Origin of the sequence: Caulobacter ginsengisoli (genome assembly GCF_030814835.1) — a bacterium.
Classification (GTDB): Bacteria; Pseudomonadota; Alphaproteobacteria; order Caulobacterales; family Caulobacteraceae; genus Caulobacter; species Caulobacter ginsengisoli.
Window position 1 is genome coordinate 116,167 of the sequence record NZ_JAUSVS010000008.1, and the last position, 23,611, is coordinate 139,777.

Annotated in this window: 20 protein-coding genes and 1 tRNA gene; 11 read left to right on the forward strand and 10 right to left on the reverse strand. The window is 67.7% G+C overall.

The genetic code is table 11. The features are described from left to right. The first annotated feature begins 10 nt into the window (after window positions 1–10). From tsaE to tsaD, 4 genes are read left to right on the forward strand one after another with little or no spacing between them, the layout of a single operon-like run. Window positions 11–484, forward strand: coding sequence for a tRNA (adenosine(37)-N6)-threonylcarbamoyltransferase complex ATPase subunit type 1 TsaE (gene tsaE, locus QO010_RS18025; RefSeq protein ID WP_307351447.1), 474 nt, complete (start codon window positions 11–13; stop codon window positions 482–484). Then, entirely contained in the window at window positions 481–1,146 is a 666-nt protein-coding gene (tsaB, locus tag QO010_RS18030) for a tRNA (adenosine(37)-N6)-threonylcarbamoyltransferase complex dimerization subunit type 1 TsaB (RefSeq protein ID WP_307351449.1), read from the forward strand. Before tsaE ends, tsaB begins: the two co-directional genes overlap by 4 nt. Next, window positions 1,139–1,726: an L-threonylcarbamoyladenylate synthase gene (locus QO010_RS18035; RefSeq protein ID WP_307351451.1), complete on the forward strand. Its 588-nt coding sequence runs from the start codon at window positions 1,139–1,141 to the stop codon at window positions 1,724–1,726. Before tsaB ends, QO010_RS18035 begins: the two co-directional genes overlap by 8 nt. Continuing rightward, window positions 1,723–2,718 carry a tRNA (adenosine(37)-N6)-threonylcarbamoyltransferase complex transferase subunit TsaD gene (gene tsaD / locus QO010_RS18040; protein ID WP_307351454.1) on the forward strand — a complete coding sequence of 332 codons (996 nt, stop codon included), beginning with the start codon at window positions 1,723–1,725 and terminating at the stop codon, window positions 2,716–2,718. Before QO010_RS18035 ends, tsaD begins: the two co-directional genes overlap by 4 nt. Here the strand turns inward: tsaD and QO010_RS18045 are convergent. Next, on the reverse strand, window positions 2,705–4,081 hold the full coding sequence (locus tag QO010_RS18045) for a cytochrome P450 (protein WP_307351456.1): 1,377 nt from the start codon (window positions 4,079–4,081) through the stop codon (window positions 2,705–2,707). The two genes, tsaD and QO010_RS18045, sit on opposite strands and share 14 nt — an antisense overlap. Before the next feature lie 88 nt (window positions 4,082–4,169). Here QO010_RS18045 and QO010_RS18050 point away from each other — a divergent pair, with 88 nt between their 5' ends. Next, a complete protein-coding gene (locus QO010_RS18050) occupies window positions 4,170–4,574 on the forward strand; it encodes a GFA family protein (protein WP_307351459.1) in 405 nt (134 codons plus the stop codon). A 106-nt stretch (window positions 4,575–4,680) separates the two neighbouring features. Further along, window positions 4,681–7,149, forward strand: coding sequence for a TonB-dependent receptor (locus tag QO010_RS18055; protein WP_307351460.1), 2,469 nt, complete (start codon window positions 4,681–4,683; stop codon window positions 7,147–7,149). On the opposite strand, the gene QO010_RS18060 is transcribed toward QO010_RS18055, so the two are convergent. From QO010_RS18060 to QO010_RS18070, 3 genes are all read right to left on the reverse strand, one after another. Further along, complete coding sequence (locus QO010_RS18060) at window positions 7,139–7,882, reverse strand: helix-turn-helix transcriptional regulator (RefSeq protein WP_307351463.1); 744 nt, start codon at window positions 7,880–7,882, stop codon at window positions 7,139–7,141. The genes QO010_RS18055 and QO010_RS18060 overlap by 11 nt on opposite strands. Continuing rightward, window positions 7,879–8,793, reverse strand: coding sequence for an oxygenase MpaB family protein (locus QO010_RS18065; protein ID WP_307351465.1), 915 nt, complete (start codon window positions 8,791–8,793; stop codon window positions 7,879–7,881). Before QO010_RS18065 ends, QO010_RS18060 begins: the two co-directional genes overlap by 4 nt. A gap of 71 nt (window positions 8,794–8,864) precedes the next feature. After that, on the reverse strand, window positions 8,865–12,221 hold the full coding sequence (locus QO010_RS18070) for a methyl-accepting chemotaxis protein (protein ID WP_307351468.1): 3,357 nt from the start codon (window positions 12,219–12,221) through the stop codon (window positions 8,865–8,867). Between the two features lie 182 nt (window positions 12,222–12,403). Here QO010_RS18070 and QO010_RS18075 point away from each other — a divergent pair, with 182 nt between their 5' ends. The 3 genes from QO010_RS18075 (at window position 12,404) to QO010_RS18085 (ending at window position 14,669) form a co-directional block, all read left to right on the forward strand. Next, on the forward strand, window positions 12,404–12,982 hold the full coding sequence (locus QO010_RS18075) for a DUF1579 domain-containing protein (RefSeq protein WP_307351470.1): 579 nt from the start codon (window positions 12,404–12,406) through the stop codon (window positions 12,980–12,982). A 9-nt stretch (window positions 12,983–12,991) separates the two neighbouring features. Next, window positions 12,992–13,462: a GFA family protein gene (locus QO010_RS18080; RefSeq protein ID WP_307351472.1), complete on the forward strand. Its 471-nt coding sequence runs from the start codon at window positions 12,992–12,994 to the stop codon at window positions 13,460–13,462. Window positions 13,463–13,574: 112 nt separating this feature from the next. Continuing rightward, window positions 13,575–14,669: a response regulator gene (locus tag QO010_RS18085; RefSeq protein ID WP_307351474.1), complete on the forward strand. Its 1,095-nt coding sequence runs from the start codon at window positions 13,575–13,577 to the stop codon at window positions 14,667–14,669. A 138-nt stretch (window positions 14,670–14,807) separates the two neighbouring features. Here QO010_RS18085 and hsdR read toward each other — a convergent pair whose 3' ends face one another. The 5 genes from hsdR to QO010_RS18110 form a co-directional block, all read right to left on the reverse strand. Then, the gene (gene hsdR / locus QO010_RS18090) at window positions 14,808–17,123 is read right to left on the reverse strand and encodes an EcoAI/FtnUII family type I restriction enzme subunit R (protein WP_307351476.1); all 2,316 of its coding nucleotides are present in this window, start codon (window positions 17,121–17,123) and stop codon (window positions 14,808–14,810) included. Beyond that, on the reverse strand, window positions 17,120–18,292 hold the full coding sequence (locus QO010_RS18095) for a restriction endonuclease subunit S (RefSeq protein WP_307351477.1): 1,173 nt from the start codon (window positions 18,290–18,292) through the stop codon (window positions 17,120–17,122). The genes hsdR and QO010_RS18095 overlap by 4 nt, the downstream gene beginning before the upstream one ends. Window positions 18,293–18,294: 2 nt before the next feature. Continuing rightward, window positions 18,295–20,013 carry a class I SAM-dependent DNA methyltransferase gene (locus tag QO010_RS18100; RefSeq protein WP_307351479.1) on the reverse strand — a complete coding sequence of 573 codons (1,719 nt, stop codon included), beginning with the start codon at window positions 20,011–20,013 and terminating at the stop codon, window positions 18,295–18,297. A 171-nt stretch (window positions 20,014–20,184) separates the two neighbouring features. Beyond that, window positions 20,185–20,269, reverse strand: a tRNA-Leu gene (locus QO010_RS18105). 64 nt (window positions 20,270–20,333) lie between these two features. After that, window positions 20,334–20,981: a CAP domain-containing protein gene (locus tag QO010_RS18110; protein ID WP_307351480.1), complete on the reverse strand. Its 648-nt coding sequence runs from the start codon at window positions 20,979–20,981 to the stop codon at window positions 20,334–20,336. 109 nt (window positions 20,982–21,090) lie between these two features. Between QO010_RS18110 and QO010_RS18115 the strand changes: the two genes are divergently transcribed. Further along, entirely contained in the window at window positions 21,091–21,537 is a 447-nt protein-coding gene (locus QO010_RS18115) for a YdeI/OmpD-associated family protein (RefSeq protein ID WP_307351482.1), read from the forward strand. 101 nt (window positions 21,538–21,638) lie between these two features. On the opposite strand, the gene QO010_RS18120 is transcribed toward QO010_RS18115, so the two are convergent. Next, window positions 21,639–22,367 carry a DUF1223 domain-containing protein gene (locus QO010_RS18120; protein WP_307351484.1) on the reverse strand — a complete coding sequence of 243 codons (729 nt, stop codon included), beginning with the start codon at window positions 22,365–22,367 and terminating at the stop codon, window positions 21,639–21,641. A gap of 251 nt (window positions 22,368–22,618) precedes the next feature. Here QO010_RS18120 and QO010_RS18125 point away from each other — a divergent pair, with 251 nt between their 5' ends. After that, on the forward strand, window positions 22,619–23,611 hold the full coding sequence (locus QO010_RS18125; RefSeq protein ID WP_307351486.1) for a fatty acid desaturase: 993 nt from the start codon (window positions 22,619–22,621) through the stop codon (window positions 23,609–23,611).

The following is a 23,611-nucleotide window of genomic DNA, read 5'->3' on the forward strand; positions in this document are numbered from 1 at the left end:
ACGGCGCCCCATGACCGCCTTCGCCGTCCTGTCCAACAGCCCCGACCAGACCGACGCCCTCGCCCGGGCGCTGGCCGCTGAGCTGTCGCGTGGCGACGTCGTCCTGCTGGAAGGCGCCCTGGCCGCCGGCAAGACCCATTTCGTCAAGGCCGCCGTCGCGGCCCTGGACGGCGCCGACCCGGTCACCAGCCCGACCTTCAGCATCGTCAATGTCTACCGCACCGCCCTGGCCTCGGTGCTGCACATCGACGCCTATCGCCTGTCCGGTCCGCCCGAGTTCCGCGACCTCGGCCTCGAAGAGCTGATCGAGGAGGGCGTCTCGCTGATCGAATGGGGCGACCGGATCGCCAGCGATTTTCCCCAGGCCCTGACCATTCGTTTCGAACTGATCGACGGCGCCGACGACCCGCGCCGCCTGACCTTCAGCGCCGAGACGCCCCGCTGGGCGCCGGTGATCGACGCTCTGAAGGCCAGGTTCGCATGAGCCTGACCCTGGCGCTGGAAACCTCGTCCGGCCGGTTCGCCGTGGCGGTGGGGCGCGATGACGCGGTCCTCTACAACTCGCTGGCCGACTGCGAGAAGGGCCCCGAGCGCGACCTGGCCTGGGCCGTCCGCCGGGCGCTCGACCAGGCGGGCGCCGCGCCGACCGACCTCTCCCGGCTGGTCGTCGACATCGGCCCTGGCGGCCTGGGCTCGGTGCGGGGCGGGGTGACCTTCGCCAACGCCCTGGCCTTCGCCCTGAGCCTGCCCATCGCCGCCTTCAACTATTTCGAGATCGTCGCCCACGAAGCCGGTCCGCTCGACCGGCCCTTGCTCGTCGCCCTGCCGGCGGCCGGCGGCGACGGCTATGCCGGGCTGATCCGCGCGGGCCAGGTGGTCGGCATGCGGTTCGGCCCGCTCGGCGAGATCATGCGCCAGGCCGCCGGCGAGGCTCCCGCCCTGGCGGTAGCCGGCCGGCTGCGGGGCCGGCTGGGTGAGTTCCTGCCCGACGTCGAGCGCACCGACACCGGCATCGAGGCGCCCGATCCCGCCAGCCTGCTCGCCCTCGTCCGGCTGCATCCCGACCGCGTCGGCGCGCCCGGCCAGCCGGTCGAGCCCCTCAACGAAACCTCGCCAGTATTCCATGGGGGGGTGTTCCATGACTGAAGCCCAGATCGCGGCCTGCCTGACCAATGGCGGCGTGGTGGTCGTGCCCACCGACACCGTCTACGGCCTGGCCGCCTCGCCGCTCCACCCGGAAGCGGTCGAGCGCATCTTCGCGCTCAAGGCCCGGCCGCACGCGGTCAATCTGCCGATCATGGTCGCCGATCCCGCCGCCCTGATCGACCTGGGCCTGGCGATCAATCCCCGCGCCGCCCACCTGCTGGCCTCGCCCCTGGTGCCCGGCGGCCTGACCCTGGTCCTGGGCTTTGTCGAAGGCCCCCGCCCCCGCTGGCTGGCCGGGCGCGAGGAGGTGGCCGTCCGCATTCCCGACGACGCGCGGCTGCTCTCGATCCTGCGGCTGACCGGCCCCCTGCTGGTCACCAGCGCCAACGCCCATGGGGCCGGGAGCGCCGAAACCCTCGACGAGGTGCTGGCCCAGCTGGCCGGCAAGCCGGACCTGGCCATCGATGGGGGCGTGCTGCACACCACGCCCTCGACCCTGGTCAACTGCCGCACCGACCCGCCGACCGTCGAGCGGCTGGGCGCCATCCCCGCCGAGACCATCGCGGAGTATCTGGCATGAGCGGCCGGCTGATCCTGGGCATCGAATCCTCCTGCGACGACACCGCCGCCGCCCTGGTCACGGAAAGCGGCGAGGTGCTGGCCTCGGTGATCGCCGCGCAGGAGGAGGTGCACAACGCCTTTGGCGGCGTCTATCCCGAGTTCGCCAGCCGCGCCCATGTGGTCTCGGTGATCCCGACCATCGAGAAGGTGATGGCCGACGCCGGCGCCACGCCCGCCGACCTCGCCGCCATCGGGGTGACACGGGGCCCCGGCCTGATTGGCTCGCTGCTGGTCGGCCTCAACACCGCCGCCGGCCTGGGCGTCGGCTGGAACGTGCCGGTGATCGGGGTCAACCATCTGCGTGGCCACCTGCGCAGCGCCGACCTGGAGCAGGCGCGGGTGAAGTATCCGGCCATCATCCTTCTGGTCTCGGGCGGCCACAGCATCCTGGCCCGGATGACCGGCCCCGGCGAGATCGCCATGCTGGGCACGACCCGCGACGACTCGGTCGGCGAGGCCTTCGACAAGGTCGGCCGGATGCTGGGCCTGCCCTTCCCCGCCGGCCCGGCCATGGACCGCCTGGCCGCCCAGGGGCAGCCGCTGTTCAAGTTCCCTCGGCCGATGATCAACGAAGGCCTGGAATTCTCCTTCTCGGGCCTCAAGTCGTCGGTCGCCCGCCACATGGAAAAGCATCCCGACGCCCGGCTCGAGGATGTCGCCGCCTCCTTCGTCGCCGCCTGCCTGGACGTTCTGGAGGCCAAGTGCCGCCTGGCCCTGACCGAGCATCCCTCGACGGCCCTGGTGGTGGTCGGCGGCGTCTCGGCCAGCCCGCCGCTGCGGGCCCGGATGGCGGCGATGTGCGAGGGCCTTGGGGTGGAGCTCTGCCTGCCGCCCCTGCGCTGGTCGACCGACAACGCCGCGATGATCGCCCTGGCCGCCTGGGACTACCTGCGCGCCGGGCTGTATCCGCCGGCCGTGCCGCAGGTGCGGTTGCCGATTACGCAGTACTGACCGGGGTCAGCACAAACCACGGCTCATGGTCCGGCGCCGTGGTCACGGTCGAGACCGGAATCACCGGAACCTCGCTCTCCAGCGAAAGCTCGAACTTCGTCAGCAGCCGGGCCAACAGCACCGAGGCTTCGGCGATGGAAAAGCTTGCGCCGATACAGATGCGCGGGCCGGCCGCGAACGGCAGGAAGGCTTCCTCGGTCAGATAGGCCTGCGGCTTGCCGGCGAAGCGGTCGGGCATGAAGGCCGTGGGGTTGTCCCAGAACTTGCGGTGGCGGTGCATGACCCAGGGGCTGATCCAGGCCAGCACGCCCGGCTTCATCTCATGGCCGGCGATGGTCACCGGCCGCTTGATCTCGCGGATCAGCACGGCGACCGGCGGATAGAGCCGCAGGGCCTCGAACAGGGTCTGGCGCAGCCGGGGCCAGGCGGCCAGGTCCTCCAGGCTGTTCACGCGCTCGGGCGGGTGGGCGATGACCTCGGCGCGGATGCGGGCCTGCTCGATCGGGTCGAGGCCGAGCAGATAGACCGTCCAGAACAGCAGCCGCGAGGTGGTCTCGAAGCCGGCCACCAGCATGGTGGCGCACTGATCGCGGATCTCGGCGTTGTCCAGCCCCTCGCCGGTCTCGGGGTCGCGGGCGGCCAGCAGCAGGTCGAGCAGATCGCCATGACCGGGCTGGCCGGCGGCCCGCCGCTCGGCGACCAGGGCGTCGACCTGGGCGAACCAGGCCTTCTGGAACCGCCGCCGGCGGCCGCCCACCCAGGGGGTGAAGTCATGCTCATGCCGCGCCATGCCGTCGAACACGGTCGGGCGGCCGGGCCCGGCGATGTAGTCGCGCACCATGGCCGCCATGCCGCTGCGGTCGTCGTCGACCTGCATCGAGAACAGCGCCCGCATCACCGCGTCCAGCGCCGTGCGATGAAACTCCGCCGACAGGTTGGCCCGTCCCTGCCCGGCTAACCGGCTCACCAGGTTGTCGGCCGCGGCGGCGAAATGCGGGATCAGGTCGCCGACCCGGGTGGGGCTGAACAGCGGGGCCAGCATCCGCCGCTGGCGCTTCCACTCCTCGCCCTCGGCCAGCAGCACCCCCGCCCCGCCCAGCGGCCGGATCGGGCGGATGAAGGCGGCGGGCCGCGCATAGGTCCCGCTGCGGTCGGCCAGCACCGCCCGGGCGTCGGCCGGATCGCCCAGCAGGATGCTGTCCTGGCCCAGCACCCGGCCGCGCGTGGTCAGCTCATCGAAATGCCGCTCGGCCCAGACCCCGGCGATATTGCTGGTCATGCCCCGCACCAGCTTCCAGACCGGCAGGTCCCTGGCGTGCACCGGCGGGGCGGGCGGGATGATCGGCCGGTTGGGGGCGTCCATGGCGGCGCCTTTGCGCTTCTGCTGACATGATGCTGTCAGCAGAGTGGGTTCAGTTTGTCCCTGTTAGCCCGTCGCGGGAGCGGTTCCAATGCTGAAAACCTATCATGGAAGCTGCCATTGCCAGGCGGTGCGCTGGGAGGTCGATCTTGATCTCGCGGCGGGAACCAGCCGGTGCAACTGCTCGATCTGCGCCAAGGGCCGGGCCTGGGAGGCCCTGGTCAAGCCGGCCGCCTTCCGCCTGCTCAGCGACGAGGCGGCGCTGGCCGACTACCAGTTCGGCTCGATGGCCGGCCACCACCTGTTCTGCCGCGTCTGCGGGATCCGCTCGTTCGGACGCGGCTATGTCGAGGCGATCGGCGGGGACTATGTCGCCATCTTCGTCGCCTGCCTGGACGACATCAGTCCCCAGGAACTGGCCCAGGCGCCGGTGACCTACATGGACGGCCGCCACGACAACTGGCAGGCCGAGCCGGCGGTGACCGGCCACCTCTGACGGGCCACCCTGTCACTAGTGTCAGCTTGTCGGCATCCCTGCCGGCCTCATCCTTCGCCTCCATGGTGTGGGCCCCGTCAAGAGGGTCCCGAGGGAGGACCACAGGATGCGTAACTCACAGTCTTTACGAGCTTTTCTGGCGCTGGGCGTCTGCGCCGGCGCGCTGCTGACGGGCGGGGAGGCTCTGGCCCAAACACCTGTTGCGACCCCGCCGCCGGCCGATGCGGCGCCGACCGTGGACACCATCATCGTCACCGCCCAGCGCCGTGAGGAAACCGCCAACAGCGTCGGCATGGGCATCCAGGCCTTCAAGGGCGATGACCTGGAGACCCTGCGGGTCACCGACGCCAAGGACCTGTCGACCGTGGCCCCCAGCTTCAGCGTCAGCCAGGGCTATCAGGGGGTGCCGATCTACACCCTGCGCGGAATCGGCTTCAACACCATCAACCTGTCGGCCACCTCCACGGTGGGGACCTATGTCGACGAGGTCGCCTACGCCTATCCGTTCATGAACACCGGGCCGCTCTACGACCTGGAGCGGGTCGAGGTGCTCAAAGGGCCGCAAGGCACCCTCTATGGCCGCAACACCACCGCCGGCCTGATCGATTTCGTCACCCGCAAGCCAACCGAGACCTTCGCCGCGGGCGTCACCGGGGAGCTGGGAAACTACAGGACTCGCAATTTCGACGGCTTCATCAGCGGCCCGCTGGGCGACAAGGCGCAGGGGCGCCTCGCCTTCCGCAGCGACGACAGCGATGAGGGCTGGCAGGTCAGCAACACCCGCGGCGAGCGGCTGGGCGAGATCCACCGCTGGGGCGCGCGCGGCACGCTGGCCCTACAGCCCGCCGATGGCTTCGATGTCGAGCTGTCGCTGTCGGGGTGGCGCAACAACTCCGACACCCTGGCCGCCCAGGCCATCGGCTTCACCCCCAATACCACGCCGGGCGGCCCTTCGCCCGTCGCCCTGTTCAACGCACCGGGCCTGGCGAGCTATGTCTCCACCCACATGCCGACCGACGCCGCCCAGGCCGACTGGGCCCCGGCCTCGCTGCGCACCGCCGATATCGGCACGGGGCTGGGCATCCATCAGCCGCTGAAGGAGAACGACGACTTCTATGCCGGCCGTCTGAAAATGACCTGGGACGTCGGCGACAATATGCGGCTGGTCTCGCTGACCGGCTATAACCGCCTGACCCGCGACGCCACCTTCGACTGGAGCGGCGCGCCCTATGACATCCTGATCCAGCGGGCCGAGGGCGAGATCAAGTCGGTGTCCGAAGAGCTGCGGCTGGAGGGCGACAGCGATCGCGGCCACTGGCTGGTCGGCGGCTATTACGGCCGCGACGAGATCACCGACGGCAACCGCACCCTGCTGGGCGACAACGCCAATGTCGGCTTCATCCGCTTCTACACGGCCACCCTGCTGGGCAGCCCGTTCAACACCGGCGGCTACACCCCGCTGCAGGCCAGCCAGGCCTTCCGCACCTACGAAGACATCGGCCTCTTGGAGACCACCACCTGGAGCCTCTACGCCAATGCCGACTGGAAGCTGACCGACAGTCTGAAACTGACCACCGGCCTGCGCTACACCCAGGACAAGCAGGATTTCGAGGGCTGCTCGCGCGACTTCAATTCCAACATGCTGCCCAACGTCAACGTCACCAACCGGGCGCTGTTCTTCGGAGTCTACGGCCTGGTGGCGCCGATCACCCAGGGCCAGTGCGTGACCTTCAACCCGGCCACCGCCAGCTTCGGCAAGGTCAGCTCGACCCTGGACGAGGACAACATCGCCTGGCGCCTGGGCCTGGACTGGACCCCGGCCGAGGGGACCCTGCTCTACGCCTCGATCTCGCGCGGGGCCAAGGCGGGCGATACGCCCATCAACGCCGCCAACATCTCCACCCAGGACGCCCCGGCCCGCCAGGAACTGCTGCTGGCCTATGAGGGCGGGATCAAGACCGCCCTCTTCGAGCGGCGGGTGCAACTGAACGCGGCTCTCTTCTACTACGACTACGAGGACAAGCAGCTCAGCGTCTATTTCGCCGACCCGATCTACACGGCCCTGGCGCGACTCTCGAACATCCCCAACGCCAAGGCTTATGGCCTCGACACGGATGTCACCTGGAGGGTCAACAGCGACCTGACGGCCATCGTCTCGGCGACCTGGCTGCATACCGAGCTGGAGCAATATATCGGCATCAACGGCGCGGGGGCGGCCCAGGACTTCACCGGCGCGTCCTTCCCCTACAGCCCCAAGTTCCAGGGCAGCGCCACCCTGATCTGGTCGCGGCCGATCACCGACAATCTGGGCGTCCAGGCGGCGGTCAACGGCCGCTACCAGACCAGGTCCCACGCGGATCTGGGCGAAGACCCGCGCTTTGCCCTCAAATCCTATGGCCTGCTCAGCGCCAGTTTCGGGGTCCATTCGCTGGACGACCGTTGGGAACTGTCGGTCTGGGGCCGCAACCTCACCGACGAGTATTATTGGAACTCGGTAGCCAGCAACGCCAACCTGGTGGTGCGCTTCCCGGCCCAGCCCAAGACCTACGGGATGTCGCTCACATTCAAGTATTGAGCCCGCCCACATAGCCCAGCAGGGCCGCGCGATGGGTAGCCTGCGCGCGGCCGGTAGCCTTGAGCTTGGTAGCGGCGTTGCGGATATGGAAGCGGACGGTAGGCACGGCGATATGCATGATCTGGCCGACCTCGGAGTCGGTCTTGCCGGCCGCCGCCCACTTCAGGCACTGGATCTCGCGCCGGGTCAGGCGGACGGCCGGCTGGGCCTCGCCCACGGCGTCGTTATAGGCCCCGAGCAACCGCATGGCCTGGGCGTGCAGCCGCGGCGCTTCCCGCTCGAAGATGGCGCGCACCGGCACGGCTGGATCGGGGGTCGCCCAGACCACCGCCCCGATCACCCCGCCGGTCAGGTAGGTGGGCGCTATGATGGCGCCGGCGACGCCGTACTCGCCGCTGATGCTGGCCCCGTCCAGGGCTTCCAGGGCCGACATCGGCCGCCAGCTTCCGAAGCGACCCTCGGCGAACCAGAAGGGCTCGGCGCAGCAGCGGACCGCGTGGATGAACTGGGCGCGCAGGGCGAAGGCTCGCTCGGTCCAGTATTTCAGCTTCGGATCGATCCAGCGGAAAGTGGTCTCGGCCAGCGGCCGGCCGTCAGGCCCCAGCATGGGGTGGACGTCGCCGATGTCATGGCTTGCCGCCACGTAACCCAGCCCTATCGCCTCCCCCTGGCGGACCGTGGCTCTGGCCTGGTCGGCGACAAAGGCGAGGTCCTTGGCGCTGGGCGTGTTCATGGGTGGCGGTAGAGATACTCCGGCGGCAGGCCCATGCGGACGCAGGCCTGGGCGGGCGGGGCGGCCTTGATGACCAGGCGGTCCGACGCCTTGCCGGCCATCGCGACCAGCCACGTCTGCCAGGGCTTCAGGCCATAGGAGGCATCCAGCCCCAGGATGTCCCTTGTCCAGCCCGGCAGGATGTCGATCGCCGCCCGCATCAGCACCGGCTGCATGAGGCGCAGCGGCCCCGGCAACGCGGCTGTGCGTTTCATGATGTCGAGGAATTCGAAGACGATTTCCGACCGCTCCAGCTTGGGCCGCATCGCTTCAAACTGCGCCTCCAGCTCGGCCTCCGAGCCCGGGGCGCCGGTGGCGCCGTAGAGCTTCGCCGCCGGGGCGGCCTCGGCATAGAAGCGGTCCCGCTCGGCCTGGCTCAGCGGCCGCACGAAGCGGTGGTAGGCGTTCATGAAGCCGAAGGAGGCGGTGGCCTGCACCCAGTCCAGCAGTTCCGGATCGCTGGCTCCGTAGGCGACGCCGGCCGGGGTCTGGCCCTTCACCCTGGCGTGCATGCGCCCGACGCCGGCGATCATCTTCTCGGCCGCGCTCCGGGGTCCATAGACGGTCATCATCGCCGCCAGCCCCGTGCGCTGCATGCGCGGCAGGGGATCGGTGCGGAAGCTGGTGTGATCCCAGACCCCCGAGCGCACCCGCGGCTCGGCCAGTTCCAGCAGCACGGCGGTGATGCCGCCGATATAGAGGGCGATGGGGTTCTTGAAGACCCGCCAGGACACCGAGTCCGGCGCCGCCAGGGCCGCCTCCCCCGCCGGGGCGGTGAAGTCGACGGTCGGCATGCCCTTGCCCGACGCATAGCCGCTGGCGGCCGCGTCGAGGCGGGACTGGAGGGGCTTAGGCAGCGTCGCGGTCTTCATGTCCCGACAATGTGTCGAGGCGGCCCGCTAAGGCAACCTATCGCTAGTGATAGGTCGATCAGCCCGCCAAATCAGCCCGTCGGCGCCCCCAGCGCCGCCACCTGGGTGTCGCTCTTCAGGTCCAGCTTCAACACCGGCCCGTCGACCGCCCGGCCGCCGACCTCCCAGCCCTTGAAGGTCCAGCCCTTGCTGGGCTTGGCGGTCAGCTCGACGCTGCTGTTCCTGCCGTAGATGCGGTGGAAGTCGCCGGTCCCGTCCTTGCGCTGGCCCTGGTCGGCGCGGTTCAGGGTGATCTCGACCGAGGGGTCCTGGGCCCGGACGTCCAGCACCACCTGGGTGCTCTTGGCCGGCAGCCAGTCGACGCCGACGCCCAGCACCAGGTTCTTGATCTGCGGGGTCGGCGCGCCGCTGGGCAGGTCGCTGAAGGTGATATCCAGCGCCAGGTCCGACCAGGCCGGCGGCAGGGCCAGCTTCTGCTTGATGGTGGCGTCGGTGGATTTGAGCAGTGCGTTGAGGATATCCAGGGCCAAGAGGCTGGGCAGGCTGGGCGTCACCTTCTTGCCGTCGAAACCGTAGCTCCAGCTCCAGATGCGGTCCGCGTCGCGCCGCACGCCATAGAGATGCTCGTCGACCCGCACGATCCCCTCATTGGCGACGGTCAGGGTCAGAATGGCGTTGCCCGAGCCGGGGACGGGATCGGCGAACTCAAGCCTGTCCAGGGTGATCTTCTGGAGGAAGGCCCGCTGGTGGCGCGGCAGCACCAGGCCGCGACGCACCGGGTCGATGTCGATCCGGCCGGTCCGGTTGAGCTCAGCCAGGGCCTGGGCCTGATTGGGACCGATGGAAAGTTCCAGCGGCAGGTTCTCGGACTGGATGACCCCGTCCTTGAGCAGGTCGGCGCGGATGCCGTCCAGGTTGGCCTGGAAGAGCGGGGCCAGCACCGTGGCCTCGGCCAGCACCGTCTGGACGTCCTTGTCCTTGTTGGTGTTGAGCAGCTTTTCGATCCGCGCGAACACCTCGGTGATCGCCCAGGTGACGCTCGCCGGTTTGAACGCCGTCGTCTCATAGGCCCGCACCAGGTAGTAGAGCTGGGTGGTCAGGGCGATGCGGGCCCGCTGGCCCAGCTCGGCCATGAACTGCAGGGCGGCCGGGTTGACCGCGGCGATGGCCTGGCCGCGGGCGGCGGTCAGGGTGTTGACGGCCGTGGCGTTGGTCGAGGCCTTGGCGTAGCCGTCGGCGATCTGCTGCAGGGTGGTCATCAGCTCGTCGAAGACCTTGCCCTTCTTGATCGCCAGCGCCTTGATCTCGTCGGCGATCTTGGCCCACTCGTCGCTCTTGGCCTTCAGCTTTTCCAGTTCCGCGTCGATGGCCGACTGCGGCACGTGCAGCGAGGTGATGGCCTTGGTGACCAGGGTGATGGCCGGCCCCACGCCCTTGGCGGCGGTGGCCCAGGCGGTCGGTTTCTTGTTGCGGATCTCCTCGATCTCCTCGGCGGTCTTGCCCTCCTTCTTGGCCTCCTTGACCGCCTCCTTCATGGCCTTCTCGGCCGCCGACTTGGCGTCCTTGGCCGCCTTGATGGAGCCGGTGATCGAGTCGCCGGCCTTCTTGACCGAGGCGACCGGATCCTTGTCCTCGTAATCGGCCATGGTCGAGGCGAAGTCGCCGATGTGGCCCAACACCGGCTGGCCATAGGGAATGACCTGCAGCAGGGCCGCCCCCATGTTCACCGCCGCCTTGATATGGGCCTTCTTGGAGGCGTTGCTGGCCGCCTCGTTCATCAGCTTGGTGTTGAGCCCGAGCAGGTTGGTCTGGGCCTTCTCGAGGTCATCCGCGACCTCCTGCAGCGCGGTGTCCAGCCGCTTCATGCTCTCCTGGGCCTTGGCCATCTGCGCCACGACCTTCTCGGAATTGGCGTTGAGGGTCTCGATGGCCTGGTCGGCGGCGGCGGTGATGTTGGTCTGGGTCTGGGCCTTGCTCTCGATCCAGCGCGACAGCAGCAGCGTCTTGAGGGCGGCGTCGGCTTCCAGGTCGTAGGCCCGCATCGCGCTGGTCAGGGAGAGCAGCGGCGCATAGCCGGCCGGGTTGCCGAAATAGTCGAGCTTGCTCGCCAGCCGCTGGCGCATCGAAGCCACCTCGGCGGTCGCGGCGTGCCATTCGGGGGCGTTGTCGTTGTTCCAGCCGGACAGGGTCGAGGCGGTCGGCGGGCCGATGACCAGGGTGGCCTCATAGGCTTCGAGCAATGCGCCGGCCCGGGCCTGGTCTCCCGCCAGGAAGACCTCGCGCATCACCATCAGCATCAGGCGCAGCAGATCGGGATGCAGCCAGCTCATGACCTGCTGGTAGGGGGCCGGGTTGGGCCGCTTGCCGCCGCCGCCCGAAGAGCCCTTGGCCTTGTAGTCGGCCCCCGCCGTGGTGGTGGTCTGGGTCTTGACCTTGGTCTCCACCCGGCCGTTATCGTTGCCGAGCGCATCGTAATAGCAGATCAGCTCATAGCGGGCCGAGCGGGTGGGCGTGCCGGCCCGCCCGCCCGCCACATCGACGGCCCGAGCCCCTTCCGACCCGGCGGCGCTCTGGAAGCTGTTCATCAAGCCGGCGTGGTTGGTGGTCAGCAGGCCCGCATCGCCACCCGAGCCGGGCGCCCCCGGCGGCAGGGCGTCCTTGCCCGAGGTCGGCGCCTTGTCGGCCCCCTCGTAGCGGGTGGTGGCGGTGATGCCCTCCAGCACCCGCACGTCCGCCTTCATGTAGTAGGCCGGCGGATCGAACTTCGGCTTGAACTTGGTGGTGCCCAGGAAGCTGTCGCGGTGGGGCCACTCGTAGCTTGAAAAACCGTAGACGGAACTGCCGTGGTCGCCGTTCTTGCCCAGGCCCGCGCCCTGGCCATGGCCGCCGTTTGCGGTCAGCCGCTTCTTGCCGTCGAGCGGCTTCAGGCTTTGGCCGTCCGTGGTCATTAGCGCGTCGCCGCCGAAGATGGTGATCTTGCCGGCGCTGCGGCCAGGCGCCCCGTCGCCGCCCGCCTTGCCGTTGACCGAGGCGTCGGCGGCCTTGCCCACCCGCCAGTCCAGCGGCGAGGTGTCGATCGCCCCGTTCGGCCAGAAGACGATCTGGCGGGCATGGATGGTGACATCGGCCTGAGGGATGCGCAGCGGGCTCTTGATCTCCAGCACGTCGCACAGGATCAGCACCGTTCGGGTGTCGGGATAGGGGACGGCGGGGTCGGCCTTGTTGCTCCCCGGGTCCTTGTGCAGGGCGTCGTAGACCTTGTTGCGGTGGCCGGCCTCCAGAGTCACCGTCACCCCGGTGACGCGGTGATCGGCCGGGGCGTTGGCGCTGATCTTGTTGATCTTGTGCTCGAAATAGTAACTCTCCTGGCGCGGATCGGGCGCGCTGGCGATGAACTCGAGCTGATCGGCGAGGCGCGGTGCGGCCATGACGTTCCCCCGACTTGCAGAGCGCCCGACATGCGGGACGCTTCCCCCTTGTTCGCGGAATGATGGCGTACCCGAAGAGAAATCGTCAACTCGGACGGGAATCCGCTGTCACCTCAAAATAGCTAACACTCACTGACAGTCATTGGCTCGTAGAAGAGCCGCCTCATCTCCAGGAGGCCGCCATGACCGACACCCCGACCCGCCGCGACGCCATCGCCGTCACTCTCGCCGCCGCGGCATTCGCCACGACGGCTCAGGCCGCGGCCCCCCAGCCCGTGTCGGGCGTCGATCTCGACCGCCACCGCCACGACTTCGACTGGCTGGTCGGCAGCTGGAAGGTGCGCCACCACCGCCTCAAGGCCCGACTGGCCGGGAGCACCGAGTGGGAGGACTTCGATGGGACCAGCAAGCTCTGGCTGACCCTCGATGGCCTGGGCACCGTCGACGACAACTGGCTGGACATCCCCAGCGGCGCCTATCGCGCCGTCGGCATTCGGGCCTTCAACACAAAGACCGGCCTCTGGGCCATCTGGTGGCTGGACGAACGCTATGCCGACCGCATCGAGCCGCCGGTCTATGGCGGGTTCAAGGACGGCGTCGGGACCTTCGACGGCGACGACACCTTCAACGGCAAGCCGATCAAGGTTCGGTTCCAGTGGTCGAGGATCACCGCCAATTCCGCCCACTGGGAACAGGCCTTCAGCCCCGATGGCGGCGCGACCTGGGAAACCAACTGGACGATGGAGTTCACCCGCGCCTAGCCTCAGCCCATGAAGGAAGCCAAGCAGCGTCTCATCGCCAGGGGGGCCTGTCCCTGCGGCCAGGTGAAGTTCGAGATCACCGTCCCCGCCGTCTGGGCCTGGCACGATCATTCCGCCGCCAGCCGCCGGGCCCACGGCGCCTTCTGCGCCACCTATGTCGGCAGCTGGCTGAGCCGCTTCCGCCTGACCGAGGGCGAAGAGGGCGTCCGCCGCTGGGAAGAGCCCGAAACCCGCGCCGTCCGCAGCTTCTGCGGCCAGTGCGGCGCCCCGCTGTTCTACCAGCGGGCCCGTTCGAAGAAGATGATCAATATCGCCCGGGCCCTGTTCCACGAGGGAACCGGCCGCGAACCCCGCTATCACATCGCCATCGACCAGACGCCGGACTGGGCCTACGAGGGCCAGCCCTTGGTCCCGCTCAAGGGCTATCCCGGCGTGGTCTGGGAGCGGCCCCGCAAACGCAGAACCGGCGGGCTGGTCTGAGGCGCGCCGAGGTCGCTACCGATTGGTGTGGCGTAGCGTCGCGTTCACCCTCGGTTTAGCGGTTTGCAAACCCCGTTGCGGTTGGGTCATCCGGCGTTTCGCGGAGACCCGAATGCTCACCGTCCTGACCTCGATCGCCCAAGGCGACGACTATGGGTTCCTCAATCTGCTCGCGGCCGGCGGCCTGATTTCGGCCTGGATGGCGGTCGGGCCCCGGCGCCGCGCCCTGATCATGGCCAACCGGACCTGGCTGCTGCGCATCGGCCTGGGCGGCCTGACCCTGGCCGCGGTCGCCTGGACCATCTGCGTGGTCATCGGCCAGCCCGTTCTGGCGGCGCGGGCCGCCGCCCTGGTGGCGCTGACCCTGCTCTCGGGCGCGGCCCTGCTCACCCTCGACCCTCAAGGCTCCCGGGCCGCCATGGCCGATCTGAAGACCGCGCTCGACGCGGCGCCCTCGGGGATCGCCTTCTTCGACAGCCAGGAGAAGCTGTATTTCTGGAACCAGCCCTACGCCGCCATGCTGCAGACCTGTGGCCTGCAGCCGGTCGTCGGGCTGACCTTCCCCGAGATCATCGCCGAGGCCGCCCGCCAGGGCCGACTCCTCAGCGAATTCGCCTTGTCCGTCAGCCCCACGCCGGAGGGCGGACTGGCGGTGGTGATGTCCAGGATCACCGACCGGCGAGCCCCGGCCATGGAGCGCCAGCCGCCGCCGACGAGCGTCCCCGACGCCCCCGGGATCGAGCCCGGCGAGATCGTCCCAGTCCTGAGCGACCTGGCCGAGGCGCCGGCCGCCGACGCCGGGTCGCGACCCCTGCGGGTTCTGGCCGCCGAGGACAACGCCACCAATCGCCTGATCCTGGCCGCCGTGCTCGAGCCGCTCGACCTGGACCTGGTCATGACCGAGGACGGCGCCGAGGCCCTGGAAGCCTTCAAGCTGGGCAATTTCGACGTGGTGCTGATGGACATCCAGATGCCCCGGATGAACGGCGTCGAGGCCACCCGGGCCATCCGCGCCTTCGAGGCGGCCCAGAACCGCCCCGCGACCCCCATCCTGGCGGTGACCGCCAACGTGATGAGCCAGCAGGTCAGCGACTATCTGGCGGCCGGCATGGACGACTGCATCGCCAAGCCCATCCACGCCGAAACCCTGTTCCAGGCGATCGAAAACGCCCTGGCGCCCAAGCCCCCGAGCCAGGTCGCGGCCTAGCCTCGAGGCGGCCTGCGAAGCCCGTCAGGGCGAAGCAGAGCGCGCGCCGTCGGACTCGCATGGATGGGGTAATTCTTTGGATTTATTCAACTCTTTGGGACAAGCGAAAGCGAGTAACCCCCATAGTGACCCTCGGAGTTACGGAGCGAATAGAACCCGTTGGGCGTCCACAAATGCATCCCGAACCTTGGGAACGCCCCCCAGTGCAGCGGCCCCCTCACTGACGCTATCGTAGCGGAGTTCAAGCAGTCGCGGCAGCTTGTCCTGATCTAGCTCCCCAACCCCCTGCTTCACATATTGGCCAAGGACGAAATCCAGAAAGGCCTGCAGCGCAGCGTCATACCCTTCCAGCACGTCGGTTTTGCGCGTCTCGACCCTCTCGGCGCGGCTGACCGGCGGCAACGCAAAAGCGACATAGGCGAGAACGTCAAAAATGTCGCTGTCCGGCGCGTCAATGATCCGCGCCATCTCCGTCAGCGGCTCGATCCCGAAACCCGCTTCGGCCAGCGCCGCCAATAGCGCCTTGCGCGTCTCCGGCGCGCCCCACAGCCGACGCAGATCGTCCTCGTCCCGGAACAACTCGGGCGTCTTGCCGAACAGGCTCTGGAGGAACTCGGCGGCCGACAGCGGTCGCCCGTCCGGTCCCCAGAAACTGGTCGCGCTGATGTGCTGGATCGTCCGCGCCTTACCGTCCGCAAGCTTGATCACGACCTTTTCCGGCCGCTCGCCCGGCTCCTTCGGGTCTTTGGGGGACGCGCCTGGATGCGGCTCCGCGACCAGCCCCTTCGGCCCGGCCGGTACGGGGTCCATCGGCTCCCCGTCCCACTCCGGATCGAGGAAGTGCTGATAGGCCCCCTCGAAATCGTGAATGGTGAAATACTCCTTGCCGTCGAACAGCCGGGTTCCGCGCCCGATGATCTGTTTGAACTCGATCATGCTGTTCACCGGACGCAGCAACACGATGTTGCGGACGTTCCGCGCATCCACTCCGGTTGAGAGTTTGGTCGAGGTCGTAAGGATGGTGGGGATAGTTTTCTCGTTGTCCTGGAACTGCCGCAGCCAATGCTCGCCGATGGCGCCGTCGTCGGCCCCGACCCGCTCGCAATAGTGGGGATCGGTGCTGCTTTTGGTTTGATTGATCAGGTTGCGAACGGCGGCGGCGTGGGGTTGGCCGGCGCAAAACACCAGGGTCTTCTGGCGTTGATCGATCTCCCTCATGAACACGTCGACACGGTATTTCTCCCGCGCCTCGATCTCGATGGTGCGGTTGAACTGACCGGGGGTGTAGCGGTGCTGCTCGCGCACCTCGCCAGACACCACGGTGTCATCGGGCGTGTAGACGTAGTCGTCCAGCGTCGTCTTGTGCTGGCGCACCTTGAACGGCGTCAGGAACCCGTCCTCAATCCCCTCGCGCAGCGAGTAGGTGTAAACCGGCTTGCCGAAATAGGCGTAGGTGTCCCGGTTCTCGTCGCGCCGCAGCGGCGTGGCCGTCAGGCCCAACTGCACCGCCGGCTCGAAGTAGTCGAGGATCGCCCGCCATTCGCCCTCGGCGTTGGCCCCGCCCCGGTGGCATTCGTCGATGATGATGAAGTCGAAGAAGTCGGGCGGATAGTCGCCGAAATAGGCTTCCTCCCGCCCCAGCGCATCGGTCTTGCCGCTGGTGAAGGTCTGGAAGATCGTGAAGAAGACGCTGCCGTTCTTGGGGACCCGGCCCTTCTTGCGGATCGCGTCCGGCTTGATCCGCACCAGCGCATCGTCGGGAAAGGCCGAGAAGGCGTTGTAGGCTTGGTCCGCCAGGATGTTGCGGTCGGCCAGGAACAGGATACGCGGCCGGCGCGTCGGCTCGCCGGTCAGGCTCCACCGCGCGTGGAACAGCTTCCACGCTAACTGGAAGGCAATGAAGGTCTTGCCGGTCCCGGTGGCCAGCGTCAGCAACACCCGCCTGTCGCCCGCCGCCACGGCGTCCAGCACGGCCTGCACGGCGTTGACCTGATAGTAGCGCGCCGGCTGCGTCCCGCCCTTATCCTCGAACGGCACGGCGGCGAATCGGTCGCGCCAAGCGTTCTCCTCGGCGAAGGTCGCGGTCCATAGCGCATCGGGCGTGGGCCAGTCCGCGACCGGTCCCTCCTTCCCCGTCTCCATATCGACCTGGTACTGGCCCGTCCCATCGGTCGAGAAAGCCCAGCGGGCGTTGAGCTTTCCCGCGTAAATCTTGGCCTGGCCCAACCCGGCGGTAACGCCCTTGCCGGCGGCCTTGGCCTCCACCGCCGCCAGCTTGCGGCCGCGATAGCTCAGCACGTAGTCCGCTGTCGTCGCCTCACCCCGCTGCCCGGCGCCGAGGATGCGCCCCGGACAGATGACCTCGCGATTGACCTTGCTGCCCTCGACCACGCCCCAACCGGCCGCCTTCAGGGCGGGATCGATCAGTTCGGCGCGGGTCTCGGACTCGTTCATGCGGCGACAGTCTCGCGGGTCAGTTCGCCGGAGAAGGCGCGGGCGAGGAGGGATTGCTTGAGTTCAGTAAGGGCGGCGAGTTTGCCACTCAATGTGCCCGTCAAAGCTTGGGTCTCGAGGTAAATTCGTTCTATTAACTCTACTATCTCAGCTTGTCGCTCAAGAGATGGAAGGGGCACATTGATCTTGTTCAGCGCACCTTGGTTCAGCTTCGGTTGGGCCATGCCAGTGACATGCGGCTGCAGGTCGATCGAGTTGAGATAGTGTTCGACGAATACTTGCGTCCGCTTGTCTGCAAAGCGAAGCGCATGAGCGTGATTGTTCACCCAGGAGGGCCCGGAGATAGAGAACGCTATTGGATATGTCCTCGCTAAAAGGTTCGCACCATCCTCGGAAACGAGCAGCAGATCTTCATCGAAGAGATGATGCTGAACATGATCAACTACACCGGACGCGCCATAGTATGGCACGTTTCCTGGAACCCGATCACGCTTGGTCACAGGGCGACGCCGCCCGTCCAAATTCTCGCAGGTATTGGCGAACGGCTGATTTTTCCACGATTTGTCCCGATTAGTGAACAGAGATTCGCGAGCGCCGCGGAAAAGATCTTCGGCGTGCGCCAAGCAATCCGAGGTATTCGTCACCGCAGAGGCGATCTCTTCGAACGCCTTATCCAGAATAGTGACAATGCGTCGCTGTTCCGCGAGAGGAGGCACCGGAAGCGTATGGCTTTCAACCCACTCCTTTGGTACGCGTCTATGCCCGACCGCGCCCGTCATTGATGCTTGGCCCGCAGTCCGGAACTCATCCTGCCCAAGAAAATAAGCTAGATAGGCGGCCAAGAGACGCGGACCAGGCCGCAGGACCATAAACTCGCTCGACCCGAAGCCGATTGCATTTTCAAGTCCTCCTGCGATTCCCAGCTTTCCGTTCTCGAAACAGGGTGTGATTTTTGCAAGAAGGACGTCGCCATCAGCAAAATATGTGTAGCCCTTGTAGACCGATGAGAGCGGCTTGGTTTCCTTGCCTGCTACCATCCGAAGCCCAATCCCTAGCTCGTTCATGGGCACGAACGAGACTAACGGATCCTCCTCTAAGCGCCCGCGAACTTCTGACTTCGAAGGATCGAACTCGCAAAGCGAGCCAAGGCGTTCGATGGGGTAGGGCAAGGTCACAGTAAAGCCCTCACCCTCTCCAGTATTTGTCCGCTCTTGGCATCGAGAGTGGCGATCTCGTCGAGGATTTCCAGCGGCGATCTCGATACAGGAAGCGCTGGCGCATTCGGGTTACGAACCGAAAGGTCCCAGGTCGTTGGGTCAAGGCCGGTAATCTCGATTTTCCAGCTCGTTGCTCCATCCGCAAATGACGTCTGCCGCTCGATGAAGTCGACCAAGTCCGCGTCATTCAGCGCATTCGTCTTCCCTAGATTGCGCCCCGGATCGAGCTGGTAGAACCAGGTCCGCTGCGTCTTCCGCCCCTTCTCGAAGAACAGCACCACGGTCTTGACCCCCGCGCCCTGGAACGTCCCGCCGGGCATATCCAGCACCGTGTGCAGGTCGCAGGTCTCCAGCAGTTCCTTGCGCAGCGCCGTCGCCGCCTGGTCGGTGTTCGACAGGAAGGTGTTCTTGATCACAACCGCCCCGCGCCCGCCGGCGCGTAGCGACCGCATGAAATGCTGCAGGAACAGGTAGGCCGTCTCGCCCGAGCGGATGGGGAAGTTCTGCTGCACCTCCGGCCGCTCGCCGCCGCCGAACGGCGGATTGGCCAGCACCACGTCGAACCGGTTCTTCTCCTGAATATCCAGGACGTTCTCGGAGAGGGTGTTGGTGTGCAGGATGTTGGGCGTGTCGATCCCATGCAGGATCATGTTCATGATGGCGATGACGTAGGCGAGGCTCTTCTTCTCCTTGCCGTAGAAGGTCCGCCGCTGCAGCGTCTCGCGGTCCGCCGTGCTTTGCGCCAGCGGCAGCATCGCCTGATAGGCCTCGCACAGGAAGCCGGCCGAGCCGCAGGCGCCGTCGTAGATGCGTTCGCCGATCCGCGGCTTGACCACCTGGATCATCGCCCGGATCAGCGGCCGGGGGGTGTAATATTCCCCGCCGTTGCGCCCGGCATTGCCCATCCGCTTGATCTTGTCCTCGTACAGCGACGACAGCTCGTGCTTCTCGGCTTGCGAGCCGAAGCTCAGCCCGTCGATCAGTTCCAGCGCGTCGCGCAGCGAATAGCCCGACTGGAACTTCGGCTGGATCTCGGCGAACACCTCGCCGATCTTGTACTCGATGGTGTCCGGCCCGGCGGCGCGGGCGCGGAAAGCTCTCAGGTAGGGCCACAGTTGGGTGTTCACATAGGCGACCAGGTCGTCGCCGGTCAGCGCTCGATCATGATCGAACCCGCCACCCGTGGTCTTCGGCGCCGCCCAGACACCCCAGCGGTGTTCGTCGTCGATGATCGGCGCGTAGGTTTCGCCTTTCAGTTCAGCTTCGACCTGTCGCTGCTTCTCCAGATCGTCGAGGTATTTCAGGAACAACATCCACGAGGTTTGCTCGGTGTAATCGAGCTCGGTCGTCTGCCCCGCCTCGTTGCGCAGCACCTTGTCGATGGCGTTGAAGGTCTGATCGAACCCACCGGACTTGCGCCCTTGGCCCCTGGCCTCGCGCGCGACGCGTGGCGCCCGGACCTCCTTGGGAGCCGCAGTCGGCTCTCCCGGCTCAAGTGACGCGAGGGCGACTGATCCGCCTCGACCTCTCCCGCGAGATATTTCGCCTTCGGAAACAAGAGCGTCCCGCACCTGGGCGTAGGTCTCTTCGTCCCAGGTCAGCCTGTCGAGCAGTCGCCCGTTTCCGGCTGCCCCACCCAGCTCGCGGAGAGCGGCCAAAAATTCATCACGCAAGGCTGGTGGCACAGATAGTCTCCCCAAGTGTGGCGCACTTAATCGGGTCCGCGAGCCTACGCCAAGTCCGCCCGTGGACGCGGATCCGCCAAGGACGAATGCGGGCGTGAAGGCGCCTGTCTCGTGCCTCTACAGGGCTTGCCCTGCGAAGCCCGTCAGGGCGAAGCAGGGTGGTGCCCCCGGTCGGACTCGAACCGACACTCCTTGCGGAACCGGATTTTGAGTCCGGCGCGTCTACCAATTTCACCACAGGGGCTCAGGACGTGGCCTGAAGGCGGGGCAATCTAGCGATGCGCCAAGCGACGTCAACGGCGGCGGCGTCAACGGCGGCGGGGCTTGGCCGGCGGCGGGTCGGGCTCCCGGCCGAACCAGACCACGGCGTAGCCTTCGCTCACCCCCACCCCGAACACCTTCCACGGCGGCTTGCCCCAGACCCCCTCCTCCAGGATAACGGCCCGGTGGCCCGGGCTGGCCTTCCAGCCGTTCAGGGCCAGTTCGGCGGTAACCGGGCCGGTCGAGCCCATGGCGATCTCGTAGCCCGGCCCCGGATAGGCGCCATCGGTGATCTCGGCCGGCTTGCTCCACATCCGCTCGGCATAGACGTGATCGGCGGTGTAGCAGACCGCCCGCCACGGCCCGGCGGCCGACCAGCTGTGCAGGTTGCAGGGCTGGCCGCGCCGGTCGGTCCCCCGGTCGGGATGATGCTCGGCGAGATCGGCGGCATGGGCCCGGGCCACCCTGTCCAACAGCGGCGAACGCTTGAGACGCGGCAGACCGTTGTCGGCCCGATAGTTGTTCAGCCTTGAGGCGATGCCGTCCTCAATGCGGGCGTAGTCGCCGGGCGCGGCGGCCAGGGACAGGAAGGCCAGCAGGAGGAGACAGGCTTGAGCGGCGCGCATGGTCAGAGCGCACGATAGCGGAAATCCCTGAACCGAGCCTGACCAGGCCCGGCGGGTGACGTCGGTCATGAGAGTCTCCTGCCGCGGAGCCTGGCGCCGACAAAGGCGTGCGGCGGCATTGACCCGCGTCCCCGTGATCCGCAGGTTTCGGTCTCCGCCAGATTGCTGGAGCCCGCCGATGAACTTCACCACCACCCTCCTCCAGGGCGAACGCAAGAACGTCACCGGCATCGTCGTGCCGGACGCGGTGGTCGAGGCCCTCGGCGGCGGCCGGCGGGCGCCGGTGGTGGTGACCATCAAGGGCTACAGCTATCGCAGCACCCTGGCGGTGATGGGCGGCGATGTGATGGTCGGGGTGGCCGCCGAGCATCGCGAGCGGGCCGGCGTGGCCGGCGGCGAGACGCTGGAGGTCGGCATCGCCCTCGACACCGCGCCGCGCACCGTGGAGGTCCCGGCCGACTTCGCCGCGGCGCTGGAGCAGGCCGGGGCCAGCGAGAGGTTCGCCGCCCTGGCCTACAGCCACCGCAAGGAGCATGTGCGGGCCATCGAGGAGGCCAGGAGCCCCGAGACCCGCCAGCGCCGCATCGACAAGGCGGTCGAGAAGATCCTCGCGCCGAAGGCCTAAGGGCCGGACTCAATAGAGATTGAGACAATTCAGAAGCTTAGCGCTTCTTTCATCCTCTCATCCCCGCGAATGCCGGGATGAGCGGTGTTAAATACGAAACCCTAGCGCCGCCCGGCCCCCAGGATCGGACCGCCGCCGGGCGCCTGGACCAGCACGGCCGTGCGCCAGGCCGGGTCCCTGGGCGGGGTGAGGATGAAACTGGCCGCCGCGCCGTTCCAGCCGCCCAGCCGGACCAGCTGCCGCACGATGTTCCGATGCGGCAGGGTGCGGCCTTCGTTTTCGCCCCGCGCGATCGGCACGTTCTGGACGCGGGGGTCGTAGCGGACCAGCCAGACGTCGGCGGCGCGGCCCGGCGCGGGGCCGGCGGCGATGCTGACCCGGCCCGGCTCGACCCTGACCGCCGGACCGCCCGGCGCGCCGGCCCGGCGCAGGGACGCCTCGACCTCGGCCTGGTCCTGGCCCACCAGGTCGAAGCGGCCGTTGACCACCATTTCCGGCGTCGCCACCTGCGAGCCCAGCGGGCCGGCGGCGTAGGTCTTCTGGCGGTCGGTGAAGGCCTTCTGGGCGAAGGTGTCCTTCCAGCCCAGATAATCCCAGTAGGTGATCGAAAAACTGAGGGCCAGCACATCCGGACGGCCGGCTATGGCGTTCAGGTTGGCGTTGGCGGGCGGGCAGGACGAGCAGCCCTGGCTCTGGAACAGCTCGACCACCACCGGATGGGCGGCGTCGGCCTTCACGGGCGACGGCGGCGCGGCGGCCGGGGCCATGGCGGCGAGCGCGACGCCCAGCAGGGCGGCCAGGCCCAGGGGCCAGAGAATCCTGCCGTTCATCGCCTGCTCCGTTCCGCCGTCTCAGTCGAGAATTCGATCCCTGGGGTCACAGGTTACATGGCTTCCGCCCTCATTCAGGCGCAATAGGAGCCTATCTGTCGGCCGGCTGACAAAACCTTCATCACTGTGGGCTCTAGTCTACCGGGGCGACTCACCCGCCCATCCCGCTCGGGCGGCTACGATCGCCGAGGGGGACATAACAATGACAAGGCGGAAAGCCCTTGACTGACCATACCCTTGAGCCGCGTCCGTTGCGCAAAGCTCTGGCTTCCTATTCCCGTCCACACCATGGCCGCTCGATCCTGGAGTTGCTGCTCAGCGCCGCGCCCCTGGCCGCCCTGTGGACCGTTGCCTGGATCGCCTCAGCGTTCGGCCTGTGGTGGCTGGCCCTGCTGCTCAGCATCCCGGCCGCCTGTTTCCTGGTGCGGCTGTTCATGGTCCAGCACGACTGCGGCCATCACAGCTTCTTCGACAACGCCGCCGCCAATGACTGGACCGGCCGGGTCATCGGGGTGCTGACCCTGACCCCCTACGACTGCTGGCGCCAGACCCACGCCGCCCACCACGCCACCTCCGGCGACCTGGACCGCCGGGGCCTGGGCGACATTGTCACCCTGACCGTCGAGGAATATCGCGCCCTGCCGCTGATCAAGCGGTTCGGCTATCGCCTGTATCGCCACCCGCTGGTGCTGTTCGGCATCGGCCCGGCCTTCACCTTCGTGCTGCAGCAGCGCCTGCCGTTCGGCCTGATGAAGCAAGGCTGGCGGCCCTGGGTCAGCGCCATGGGCGCCAACCTGGCCATCGTCGCCTTCATGGTCGCCGTGGCCCTGCTGGCCGGCTGGCCGGCCCTCTTGCTGGTGCAGCTGCCGACCCTGGTCATCGCCGCCACCATTGGCGTCTGGCTGTTCTATGTGCAGCACCAGTTCGAGGACGCCCACTGGTCGCGCCGCGAGGACTGGGACCACACCACCGCCGCCCTGCATGGCAGCTCGTATTACGACCTGCCCGTGGTGCTGCGCTGGATGACCGCCAATATCGGCATCCACCACGTCCATCACGTCGCCCCGCGCATTCCCTTCTATCGCCTCACGGCGGTCATGCGGGACCTGCCCCAGCTGCGCAATGTCAGCCGCCTGAGCCTCACCCAGAGCCTGCGCTGCGTGGCCCTGTCCCTGTGGGATGAGGCCGGCAAGCGGATGATCTCGTTCCGCCAGTACCGCCGCCAGCGGGCCCTCGCGGCCTGA

Bases quoted from the DNA above. Each gene is read 5' to 3' on its own strand.
- tsaE (WP_307351447.1), top strand. From the start codon at position 11: ATGACCGCCTTCGCCGTCCTGTCCAACAGCCCCGACCAGACCGACGCC.
- tsaB (WP_307351449.1), top strand. From the start codon at position 481: ATGAGCCTGACCCTGGCGCTGGAAACCTCGTCCGGCCGGTTCGCCGTG.
- QO010_RS18035 (WP_307351451.1), top strand. From the start codon at position 1,139: ATGACTGAAGCCCAGATCGCGGCCTGCCTGACCAATGGCGGCGTGGTG.
- tsaD (WP_307351454.1), top strand. From the start codon at position 1,723: ATGAGCGGCCGGCTGATCCTGGGCATCGAATCCTCCTGCGACGACACC.
- QO010_RS18045 (WP_307351456.1), bottom strand. From the start codon at position 4,081: ATGGACGCCCCCAACCGGCCGATCATCCCGCCCGCCCCGCCGGTGCAC.
- QO010_RS18050 (WP_307351459.1), top strand. From the start codon at position 4,170: ATGCTGAAAACCTATCATGGAAGCTGCCATTGCCAGGCGGTGCGCTGG.
- QO010_RS18055 (WP_307351460.1), top strand. From the start codon at position 4,681: ATGCGTAACTCACAGTCTTTACGAGCTTTTCTGGCGCTGGGCGTCTGC.
- QO010_RS18060 (WP_307351463.1), bottom strand. From the start codon at position 7,882: ATGAACACGCCCAGCGCCAAGGACCTCGCCTTTGTCGCCGACCAGGCC.
- QO010_RS18065 (WP_307351465.1), bottom strand. From the start codon at position 8,793: ATGAAGACCGCGACGCTGCCTAAGCCCCTCCAGTCCCGCCTCGACGCG.
- QO010_RS18070 (WP_307351468.1), bottom strand. From the start codon at position 12,221: ATGGCCGCACCGCGCCTCGCCGATCAGCTCGAGTTCATCGCCAGCGCG.
- QO010_RS18075 (WP_307351470.1), top strand. From the start codon at position 12,404: ATGACCGACACCCCGACCCGCCGCGACGCCATCGCCGTCACTCTCGCC.
- QO010_RS18080 (WP_307351472.1), top strand. From the start codon at position 12,992: ATGAAGGAAGCCAAGCAGCGTCTCATCGCCAGGGGGGCCTGTCCCTGC.
- QO010_RS18085 (WP_307351474.1), top strand. From the start codon at position 13,575: ATGCTCACCGTCCTGACCTCGATCGCCCAAGGCGACGACTATGGGTTC.
- hsdR (WP_307351476.1), bottom strand. From the start codon at position 17,123: ATGAACGAGTCCGAGACCCGCGCCGAACTGATCGATCCCGCCCTGAAG.
- QO010_RS18110 (WP_307351480.1), bottom strand. From the start codon at position 20,981: ATGACCGACGTCACCCGCCGGGCCTGGTCAGGCTCGGTTCAGGGATTT.
- QO010_RS18115 (WP_307351482.1), top strand. From the start codon at position 21,091: ATGAACTTCACCACCACCCTCCTCCAGGGCGAACGCAAGAACGTCACC.
- QO010_RS18120 (WP_307351484.1), bottom strand. From the start codon at position 22,367: ATGAACGGCAGGATTCTCTGGCCCCTGGGCCTGGCCGCCCTGCTGGGC.